This is a genomic window from Pelatocladus sp. BLCC-F211 (assembly GCF_041928655.1).
GTDB lineage: Bacteria > Cyanobacteriota > Cyanobacteriia > Cyanobacteriales > Nostocaceae > Pelatocladus.
This window is the reverse complement of record NZ_JBHFLM010000031.1, coordinates 1-9406: the sequence shown is the minus strand read 5'-3', so window position 1 is coordinate 9406 and position 9406 is coordinate 1. Positions and strand designations below refer to the sequence as shown.

Genomic DNA, 9406 nt, shown 5'->3' with positions numbered 1-9406 from the left:
TAAATGTGGGAGTCAAAGAAAAATTTAAGAAATCGTTTCAAACGCGGTCGGGCAGTCCGTGTGTGCTTGTGGACGTATCCAAACGGGGAGATTTGAATACTTTGTATTCGGGTTTCTAGGGAGGACGGATGAAGCAAGAATCTCCGCACTTATAGGGCGGAGATTGTCAAGAAATCACATCCCCAACTGATGCGAGAAATGCTCAGAGATTTGACTGGTATGAACAAAATCGTTGTCCAGTTGATAGATGTTCAATAAGCATCTGCTATTTGCCAGGTGTGTGGAGTACGTCACTTCAAACCGATATTCTTCTCGCACAATCCACTGCCCTAATCCACTGCGAGGTCGTAGCATCAGAATTAGTGGGGAAGGCGCGATCGCTTCAAACAAGCCGATCTACTTCACCCAGCAATCAGAGGAGCGCAGGCAAGCTGAATCGGTTGGTTTGATAAGGCTTTGACCGTCTAATCAAAAAAATAGCGTGGCGATCGCTCTTTAGGTGATTCCTGTTGTCTATTGGAGAGCATTAATTAGGTAGTCGAAGTAAGTGCCAACTTCGCTTGTATCTTCTCCAGACAACATCGAGGTAGTGATGTTCTTCATGGCACGAACACTTTCGGCAACGCTCTCAATTGGGGTACCGAGGGATCTGTACATTTGGCGAACACCAATAATCCCGCTCTCTTGAATTGGCGTAGTATCTCCAGCCGCAACACTGTAAGTAATCAAGCGCAGGTAGTAATCCATATCCCGCAGACAGGTGGCAGTCATCTCTTTGCCGTAGGCATTACCACCGGGTGAAACAAGGCGTGGACTCTTTTGGAACAGTTGCTTTCCAGCTTGTTTAACAATGCGATCGCGACTCAGAGTTAAAACTTGCACAAGGCGTAGACGGCGCTCACTGCTGCCAACAAATATCTTGATCTGATCCAGTTCTCCAGGGGTAAGATAGCGAACCTCGGCATCTGCATTTACAATCATCTTCGTAAGAATACTCATTAGCTAACTCCTGAAAGATTTAAATTAGGTTTATCTGAAACGGTTAAATTATTTGCAGCTTGAACCTGACTCAGCAAACTGTGAAGTTTCTCACCCTCGATAACTTCTGTCTCTAAGAGTTGAGTGGCGATCGCCTCCAGTAAGTCTCGGTTGAGCTTGAGTGTATCCAAAGCTTGCTGATGAGCCATTTCCACAATTTCCTTGACCTCACGATCAATTGCCTGTGCTGTTTCCTCACTCATCATCCGGCGGGGATTAGGCATCCCATCACCTAAGAACATTGGTTGTTGTCCCTGCTGGTATGCTTGCGGACCTAAGATTTTACTCATCCCGTAGGTAGTCACCATCCGCTCTGCCAGATCCGTCGCCCGTTGCAAATCATTGGCTGCACCAGTAGTAATACTGTTAAACACAATCTCTTCAGCCGAGCGTCCACCAAGCAAGGTAGCAATCTGACCCCGGAGTTCTGCTTCATCCATGAGGAAGCGATCTTCTGTTGGCAGTTGCAGCGTATAACCCAGTGCTGCCATACCCCGTGGAACAATAGAAATTTTCTCAACTCGACCACTTTCGGTCATCAGAGAACCGACCAAGGCATGACCAACTTCGTGGTAAGCGACAATTTTCTTTTCCTTCTCGTTCATCACCCGGCTTTTCTTTTCCAGACCTGCTACTACCCGCTCAATTGCTTCAGCAAAGTCTTCCTGTGCCACGTAGGAGCGTTGATTGCGGGCTGCTAACAGAGCGGCTTCATTCACCAGGTTTGCCAAGTCTGCCCCGGCAAAACCAGGAGTACGAGTGGCGATCGCCTTAAGATTTACGTCCTCACCCAGCTTTACTTTCCGAGCATGGATTTTGAGAATTGCTTCTCGCCCCGACAACTCCGGGCGATCGACCAAAACTTGACGGTCAAATCGACCAGGACGCAACAGAGCAGGGTCTAATACTTCAGGGCGATTTGTGGCTGCCAGTACAATCACTGTTGCATCTTCCACTGAAAATCCATCCATTTCTGCTAACAACTGGTTGAGTGTCTGTTCCCGCTCATCATTGCCGCCGTAGAACCCACCACTGCTGCGAGACTTGCCGATCGCATCCAGTTCATCAATAAACACGATGCAGGGAGCCTGTTTCTTTGCCTGCTCAAACAGATCACGAACTCGTGAAGAACCCACACCAACAAAAAGTTCCACAAACTCAGAACCGGAGATACTGAAGAACGGTACGCCTGCTTCCCCTGCAACTGCTTTAGCCAGCAGTGTTTTACCAGTCCCTGGTGGACCTATCAGCAGCACCCCCTTGGGAATCCGCGCCCCAATCTGGGTATAGCGCTCTGGAGTCTTGAGAAAATCCACAACCTCAACCAACTCAGCCTTGGCTTCCTCTACCCCAGCTACATCGGCAAAGGTAATTTTGGCAGATTCCCCTTCGACATAAACTTTGGCTTTGCTCTTACCAATCGAGAGAACGCCTTGGGGTCCACCACCACTCCGTCTGATAAAAAACTGCCAGATTGCTACAAAGATCAGGGGTGGAATCACCCAGCCCAGAAGACTGGTAAACCAGCCATTCTTGGGCGGAGGAGTAGCAGCAAATTCAACACCCTTCTCTTCTAACAACTTGGGCAATCCCAAATCAAAGATGGGTGTAGTAGAGAATACAGATCCAGCCTGGTCATCGACCGGTTTCAATTGAAATTGAATCTGGTTTTGACCAACTTGCACCCGCTCAACTTCCCCTGCCTGAACCTGATGGATAAACAGGCTATAGGGAACACCGGGAATCTGAGAACCTAAGACAAAAGGCAATATAAAATTTGTGATCAGGAACAAAGCTGCCAGCGCCAGAAAAATGTTACTGATCAGGCGAGAAGGAGTGGGAGTTGGTTGTTCTTTAATTGGCATCGTTATCACTTATCATTTAAAAAGTTTTATTTATACGTGTGGAAAACAGCAAAACATATTTAGCTGTCAATCCGCGTATCTATCTTCGATTTGGACGAACTGAACTAACCCTTCGGTGTCCAGACGGTTTGATTTCCTTGACCCCAAGCGCCATCAAATTTTGTCACTTTGACATCCCCTAAAACCTGAGTTTGGCAAGCTAGTCGGCGGTTCTGGGCGAGAGAATGGGGAGGCAGCGATCGCCGAGTGCGTTCGCGCCATTCCGGTTCCGAAACAGCCCCTTCCACCTGGACTGCACAAGTGCCACAAGTGCCGAGTCCGTGGCAGTTAAGCGTTGAAGTAGCCCCGTTGTAGAGTTCTATCCCATTCTGGAGTAGCACCTGACGTAAATTAGCCCCTTGAGGGCATTCAAAGGTTTTTCCTTGAGCGGTTACTTTAGGCATAAGAGTTAATCTCCACTGCTAGGATTTAAATATTCATTTCGAGCGTAAATTCGTGATACAGCTTTAACCTGCGGTAAAGGGCAGTGTTGCAGATGTGTTGGTCAACCTTGGAGAATATTTGCTCCTTTCTACCGCTAAAAAGCCTATTTGGTAAGTGAAGCTGACCTAGTCAACGGCAAAGGAGCGGGGTCAACATCACAGTAGGACAACTGCTAACCTACAAAATACTCCAGAAGTGAAGCAAGCCTTGACCAGAAAACGCTTCAATCAGGACAGCGGATATGAAGCCAATCATCGCTAAACGACCGTTCCAGAGTTCAGCTTGAGGTGTAAATCCCCAAATCCAAGCATTGCGCTTATTTTTCATTGAGGAGGTGATGTTTGTGTTAGCTGACATGCTTAATACTCCAAGTTTTGTGATTGTCAGGAATTAATCAGTTGTGGAAAGTAAGAATTGCTTCGGTGGTTTTACAAAGAGGCGAAATCCAAATCTAATTTCCACTCTTGTTTCAGAATCTCCTGATACATTATTTCTCGAATCATCATGTGCTTATGCTGCAAGATCAAGAACTCTTGAGCTTGTTCGCGGGACATTTGCCGTACTTGATCGGTAAAGTTTCTGAGGCTAAATTCTTGCTCTAAAGTTAGTTCGATATCCTGATCCATAGCTGCCTCCTGTAACTCAATTAGGGTGAAAACTGTCGGTTCGATGTTAGACTACCTATGTTTTATGGTTAAATGTTTCGTTGCTCATTTGAACTCTTTACTATACGTGTTACAAGTCCATCATGTCTGTTGGGGTCTTGCTTTTGCTTTTTAGTACCATCAGATTGCTTTTTGGGTTTTTTGGCTTCTCTGTTGCCTTTTTGCTGTTTTGACATAATGATTCTCCAATCGAGGTTACTTTAATGTGATCTTTGATTTCTAAGTTATTGGCGTAGCAGCCCGCCCGAAGCTTAGAAAGGTCGGAACAAGAAAGTCCAGAGGATACCTGCAATAGCGATCAAGCTGAGGTTTAAAAAACGACCTACTGTGGGGCTAAGTCCAAGTGTCTTATCTTCTCTACCTCCAGTGAAAAGTAGTGACCAGGCTTGAGTTGCGTTGATTTTCTCAAAGTGATTGAAACCGGATCTGAAGACAACAGGACTGAATACAGAGGGACTAGTTAAGTTAACATCAGTGGGACTGAACAGAGAGGGATTAGTTAAGCCAACATTAGTTCTCATTGGTTTTATCTTTATATTTTGCAAAAGTTTTTAGGTTAGTTCAATTTCCTGCAAACCAGCCAATAAACAGGGGTGTAGGGGCTTGTATGCTTTTTTTGGGGCTAGATTCTTCCCCTATCCATCACGTACTTTCAAAGATTTCGATGGCGTAGTTGTTCAGCCTACCAAATTCTTCAATCACTAAACCGCTTTTTATAAGTTTTACTTTTTGGTTTTGTGATGTTTTATAAATTAAGCTTAACAATTTTATTACAAAATTGCAATGTTTATTGCCAAATAAAATAAATAATGATATCTAGTTATCGAAATTTCCCCGTATCAAATACATCCAAAAAGTTGTAGGGCAGCAACTATCGGTAGTTACTGCCCCACAAATAGTATTCGCAGCGTTGCTGATTGATTGAATGTATGAAAATGATTTTATTTTTTCAAAACCCTTGTAGAGGTGCGCCAATAGTGCTGTCGCGCATGGCTTCGCGAAGGCGCGTCTCTACATTTGAATTCATACAAGGATTTGGCAATGCTGTATTTGCTATCTGTGCGGAAAATTTACGCAGGCATCAACACTGTATCAATGATGTGGATAACACCATTATCAGCAGCAACATCCGGTGTTGTGACTGTGGCATCATTTACCTTTACACCAGCAGAAGCGTCAATTTTCACATCTTCACCTTCAACCGTTTTAGCTGACTTCAGTTTAACCACATCAGCCGCCATCACTTTGCCGGAAACAACGTGATAGGTCAGGATTTTTTTGAGCTTGGGAATGTCTTTCAGCAGTGCATCTACTGTACCTTTGGGAAGTTTCGCAAACGCCTCATCGTTAGGTGCGAAAAGGGTGAATGGTCCAGTTCCTTTAAGAGTATCTACCAGACCAGCAGCCTTAACCGCAGCAACTAGTGTACTAAAAGAACCAGCTTTAACAGCAGTATCAACAATATCAGCCATTTAATTTCACCTAGTTTTGTGTAATTTGCTAACTCTTGTTAGCATGACACCTCGCTGTTAGAAATCATGTTTCAGCAAGCGTTTGAAAATGTATAATTTGTATAGGTTCTACTAAAACATTCTAAAGATACAGTAAGTCATTCTGGGCGTAGAGCGATTCTCATTCTTGAACTGGATAATTTTAAGCCTGAGCGATCGCCCAGGCTTAAAACGCAAAGTTCATCACTTATTCTCAAGTTCTTCTACCTAACAAAGCCCAAGTTCAGCAGTTCCTGGGGAGATGCCAGCAAATCGATCGCCAAAAAGAAAATCTTGCCTTGCGGATTGAGCAAGAACCGCCATGCTAGATTGATGCCAACACTGTCACCAAACCAGGGAGTTTGGACTTTACCTGTCACTTTAATCTGGGTGAACTCTGCTTCTGCTGACTCAGACACTCCCCGCTCAGGAATCAGCTTGAGTCCGTAGCATTCTTCACGCATATATGCGAGAATCGACTCATGACCCACAATTGGTTCCTGGAAAGGGGGTTGCAAAGCACCTTCTTCAGCAAATAAAGCCACAGCCCCCTGGAAGTCAAAAGCGTTCATATTCTCCATGTAGCTCAGGACTGTCAAGTTGTCGATGCCTTCAATGCTGACCTTAGCTCGGGGTGCGATATCTTTAGGTGCAATCACAGGTTCTTTGACTTTTTGAGTGCTAACCGTTGGGGCATACCCCATGTTGACGACAATATTTTGTAAGACGGTGAGTTGCTGACCCCCTTCAAGTTGACGGATAGCTTGCAGGACATCTGATGCTTGGGTAGAAAGTTTATAACCTTCTGGAATCGGAGCAACGATTCCTTGTTTCATCCACTCGCCTAACTGATACCAGAAGCCCAGCTTGACATTCGTGCCGAAGGACGCATAGGTACGGCAGATGGGAGTATCAGTATGGTTAACTAGATCGCACATAACTTGCGTTTGCTCTCCAGCAGACATCTGCTTGATTTGAGTCAGGGTTTTTTCTGCGAAGACCATATTGGCTGCCCCCATAGCAGCGGGAGTGATTGTAACTCCCATCTCGGTATAGGCAAACCAAAGTAAAGCTAACTGATCCTCAGCACTGAGTTGATTGCATGATTCAATGGTAGCTGGAACCGCATCAGCAACTTGCGTGTCAGGAAAAATAGAGCGTGCAGACTCGATAGTAAACGACATTTTTCAAAATCTCCAGAACGAAATTAGATTAATTTGTTGATAGTGTTTCAAAAATGGTGATGCTAACTTGCAAATGCTGGAGGTAACTGCTTTTCAAGACTTAGATCACTAAGTCTTGGGAAATGACCCAAAATCCGTTGAGCGATCGCATATGAGGACTGTTGGCAAATAACTAAACAGCCAAGCACAGCCAGGAACTCATCAAAATCCAGGGGTTTGGTGAACAACAGATCAAACCCAGCAGACAGCGCATGTTGAAGCATCTTTTCATGGGTATAGCCCGTCACAGCAATGGCTAGCACCACTTCCCCTCGCTCTCCCGCTTTGGTTCTCACTTGTTGAATCAGAGCAAAGCCATCCTCCTTTGGCAAGCCAATGTCACTCACGAGGACATCAGGTTGCCATTGCCTAAATATATCCAGAGCTTGCTGCACTGAAAACGCTTTTTGCACCTCAACACCATAAGGTTGCAGCAGCAGCGTAATTAAATGGCAGAAATCGACATTATCGTCTACAACTAGGACTCGCAGCCCTTGGAGAGATGAAAAATTAGTAGGAAATTCATTATTTGTATACATCACAACTCCAATTGGGATTTCAGAACTAGTGCTAAAAACCCTCGCCGGAGGATCTATGATAGAGCGATCAATGGATGGGGTGGGGATTTGACCATTGCATACTTCGCTTGCTCGGTTCAAACTGTAGTAACCTACAATCAATGCAGCAATCAATGCATAAGCTCTTTTAGCATTCCTCTACAGCATGACAAGGTGCTGTTTCAATTCTGGGTTTATTAGGTTTATTTGGTTAACTTACGATACAAAAAGTAAGAAAAGTGTCGAGTTAAATTCTTTTAATTGACGCTTACCGGAAAATTTTAGATGTGAAACTCATCTTCTACAAAAGAGTTATCATGCTGACAACTAAATGTCACAAAGTAGTATGGTTTATCTTGCGTGTGGACAAACTTACCATGTTCGACTTTGTTTCGTCTATCAGAGTCCAAAAGAACACTGTGAAGGACAGGGAATTATTTCCTCGACTGCTTTCCGATTATCATTGAAGCCAGAGACAGTGATACTAACAACTCTACCCCCAATTGTTAAGCCAAAAAATCTTTTGATATTGGCTAGAGAAAGATAAAAATTAGACAGTTCAGCAGGTTTTCCATTAATTACCATCCATGCTTTGGCTCGACAAATTCCGTCATTTGCCCTCAAGGTTTGTATTGTTAGAGGTTTTTTCATACCTCTACCTTCAAACACTCTGAGTGAAATATTTACTTTGTCCCCTGATACCGATTGTGTAGCTATATCAAAAGCGGGGCGTTGTTCTTTTAAAAGGTTTTTAGTTGAGCCATTCTTCATTCGCCAGTAGGCAAAGACTGGCTTACTCCCCTTTGGTGAGCAGTCCTGATTCAATTTTATGCCGTAATGCACCTGATTTCCATTATTGTTACTCGACACAAAGAAAATACTAGGAATATTCTCCGCGAGTGATGGTGCAATGGGAAATAATAGTAGCCCTACATTGATCAAAATACTACTGAGCAAGCGTAAATGAGAGGGAGGAGGCTGTTCTTTAATCAGCATTAATATCACCAATCCTGATAATTTTAGACGTTTTATTTGTGAGTATTGAAGACAAGTGTTCGTAGATTTTTCTGGGAGGGGTTCTTAAATCCCAAACTATTCCTAGCCATGAAAGTAGCTTCAGAATGTAATGGGTAACATCTATTTCCCACCAGTAGAAGCCTTGCCGTTCTGAAGCAGGATAATAATGATGATTATTATGCCAACCTTCACCGAGAGTTATTAGAGCTAAAAACCAATTATTGCGACTAGTATCTGTTGTGTTAAAACGACGATAACCAAAGATATGAGCAAGAGAATTAATAGTAAAAGTCGTGTGATAAAGCACCACAGTGCTTAAACAAAATCCCCATACAAGCATCTGTAAACCAGTCGTTTTTAGCTGAGGAATAGACAATTGAAACACTATACCAATTGCAGTCACAGCGATCGCTAGCACGGTAGGAACAATCATCGGAAACCGATTTAACCACTGCAACTCTGGATATTTTGCAAAATCTCGGACTTCCTTTTCGTCTGTTTTGGAATATTTAGGACACATCACCCAGCCAACGTGCGACCACCAGAAACCATGAATAATGGGGGAATGAATATCCTGTTCTGTATCTGTATAATGGTGGTGATGACGATGGTGTGCTGCCCACCATAGTGGACCTAACTGAGCTGAAGAATTGCCTAGAACAGCAAGAATAAATTGAAACAAACGCGTTGTTTTATAAGTCCGATGTGAAAAATAACGGTGGTATCCTGCTGTGATTCCAAACATTCGTATTAACCACAGGGTAAGGCATGTAATGAGAGCAACCCAACTAAAACCCACCCAAAAAATTAATAGGCTACTAATATGAATTGATATAAAAGGAATATTACCTAAAATATTTATTTTATGTTCTTGTCTTGATAACATATGCAAGCTTTTGAATCAGGTTCGGAAATAGCAATGATTACTATAGCAATCTGATTTGATTAATGAATTTACTCGTGGAGGCAGGCAATAGGCAATAGGCAATAGGCAATAGGGAAAGAAAGAAAAAAAAGGAAGCTAGATGTGTACTGAGTTTTGTTCAAAAATCAAATAGGAATCCTATA

General features: G+C 43.5%; 12 protein-coding genes. All 12 read right to left on the bottom strand.

What is annotated here, in order from left to right:
• Positions 1–513: 513 nt before the first annotated feature.
• A complete protein-coding gene (locus tag ACE1AT_RS03140; RefSeq protein WP_374865857.1) occupies positions 514–999 on the bottom strand; it encodes an allophycocyanin in 486 nt (161 codons plus the stop codon).
• A complete protein-coding gene (gene ftsH4 / locus ACE1AT_RS03135) occupies positions 999–2903 on the bottom strand; it encodes an ATP-dependent zinc metalloprotease FtsH4 (protein ID WP_374865856.1) in 1905 nt (634 codons plus the stop codon). Before ftsH4 ends, ACE1AT_RS03140 begins: the two co-directional genes overlap by 1 nt.
• A 104-nt stretch (positions 2904–3007) precedes the next feature.
• The gene (locus ACE1AT_RS03130) at positions 3008–3346 is read right to left on the bottom strand and encodes a 2Fe-2S iron-sulfur cluster-binding protein (RefSeq protein WP_096677627.1); all 339 of its coding nucleotides are present in this window, start codon (positions 3344–3346) and stop codon (positions 3008–3010) included.
• 217 nt (positions 3347–3563) lie between these two features.
• Positions 3564–3743 (bottom strand): chlorophyll a/b-binding protein, encoded by a 180-nt coding sequence (locus ACE1AT_RS03125; protein ID WP_374865855.1) that lies wholly within the window; start codon positions 3741–3743, stop codon positions 3564–3566.
• Between the two features lie 71 nt (positions 3744–3814).
• The gene (locus ACE1AT_RS03120) at positions 3815–4012 is read right to left on the bottom strand and encodes an NblA/ycf18 family protein (protein ID WP_374865854.1); all 198 of its coding nucleotides are present in this window, start codon (positions 4010–4012) and stop codon (positions 3815–3817) included.
• A gap of 68 nt (positions 4013–4080) precedes the next feature.
• Complete coding sequence (locus tag ACE1AT_RS03115; protein WP_374865853.1) at positions 4081–4227, bottom strand: hypothetical protein; 147 nt, start codon at positions 4225–4227, stop codon at positions 4081–4083.
• A 75-nt stretch (positions 4228–4302) separates the two neighbouring features.
• Positions 4303–4572 carry a hypothetical protein gene (locus ACE1AT_RS03110; protein ID WP_374865852.1) on the bottom strand — a complete coding sequence of 90 codons (270 nt, stop codon included), beginning with the start codon at positions 4570–4572 and terminating at the stop codon, positions 4303–4305.
• Positions 4573–5121: 549 nt separating this feature from the next.
• Complete coding sequence (locus tag ACE1AT_RS03105; RefSeq protein WP_096677622.1) at positions 5122–5523, bottom strand: fasciclin domain-containing protein; 402 nt, start codon at positions 5521–5523, stop codon at positions 5122–5124.
• 242 nt (positions 5524–5765) lie between these two features.
• On the bottom strand, positions 5766–6725 hold the full coding sequence (locus ACE1AT_RS03100) for an orange carotenoid-binding protein (RefSeq protein ID WP_374865851.1): 960 nt from the start codon (positions 6723–6725) through the stop codon (positions 5766–5768).
• A gap of 62 nt (positions 6726–6787) precedes the next feature.
• On the bottom strand, positions 6788–7456 hold the full coding sequence (locus ACE1AT_RS03095; RefSeq protein ID WP_374865850.1) for a response regulator: 669 nt from the start codon (positions 7454–7456) through the stop codon (positions 6788–6790).
• 264 nt (positions 7457–7720) lie between these two features.
• On the bottom strand, positions 7721–8317 hold the full coding sequence (locus ACE1AT_RS03090) for a DUF4833 domain-containing protein (protein ID WP_374865849.1): 597 nt from the start codon (positions 8315–8317) through the stop codon (positions 7721–7723).
• The gene (locus ACE1AT_RS03085) at positions 8307–9224 is read right to left on the bottom strand and encodes an acyl-CoA desaturase (RefSeq protein ID WP_374865848.1); all 918 of its coding nucleotides are present in this window, start codon (positions 9222–9224) and stop codon (positions 8307–8309) included. The genes ACE1AT_RS03090 and ACE1AT_RS03085 overlap by 11 nt, the downstream gene beginning before the upstream one ends.
• Between the last annotated feature and the right edge of the window lie 182 nt (positions 9225–9406).

What these genes read in the sequence shown, in the direction of transcription:
- ACE1AT_RS03085 (WP_374865848.1), bottom strand. Translation starts at nt 9,224, where the DNA reads ATGTTATCAAGACAAGAACATAAAATAAATATTTTAGGTAATATTCCT.
- ACE1AT_RS03140 (WP_374865857.1), bottom strand. Translation starts at nt 999, where the DNA reads ATGAGTATTCTTACGAAGATGATTGTAAATGCAGATGCCGAGGTTCGC.
- ACE1AT_RS03105 (WP_096677622.1), bottom strand. Translation starts at nt 5,523, where the DNA reads ATGGCTGATATTGTTGATACTGCTGTTAAAGCTGGTTCTTTTAGTACA.
- ACE1AT_RS03125 (WP_374865855.1), bottom strand. Translation starts at nt 3,743, where the DNA reads ATGTCAGCTAACACAAACATCACCTCCTCAATGAAAAATAAGCGCAAT.
- ftsH4 (WP_374865856.1), bottom strand. Translation starts at nt 2,903, where the DNA reads ATGCCAATTAAAGAACAACCAACTCCCACTCCTTCTCGCCTGATCAGT.
- ACE1AT_RS03120 (WP_374865854.1), bottom strand. Translation starts at nt 4,012, where the DNA reads ATGGATCAGGATATCGAACTAACTTTAGAGCAAGAATTTAGCCTCAGA.
- ACE1AT_RS03130 (WP_096677627.1), bottom strand. Translation starts at nt 3,346, where the DNA reads ATGCCTAAAGTAACCGCTCAAGGAAAAACCTTTGAATGCCCTCAAGGG.
- ACE1AT_RS03100 (WP_374865851.1), bottom strand. Translation starts at nt 6,725, where the DNA reads ATGTCGTTTACTATCGAGTCTGCACGCTCTATTTTTCCTGACACGCAA.
- ACE1AT_RS03090 (WP_374865849.1), bottom strand. Translation starts at nt 8,317, where the DNA reads ATGCTGATTAAAGAACAGCCTCCTCCCTCTCATTTACGCTTGCTCAGT.
- ACE1AT_RS03110 (WP_374865852.1), bottom strand. Translation starts at nt 4,572, where the DNA reads ATGAGAACTAATGTTGGCTTAACTAATCCCTCTCTGTTCAGTCCCACT.
- ACE1AT_RS03115 (WP_374865853.1), bottom strand. Translation starts at nt 4,227, where the DNA reads ATGTCAAAACAGCAAAAAGGCAACAGAGAAGCCAAAAAACCCAAAAAG.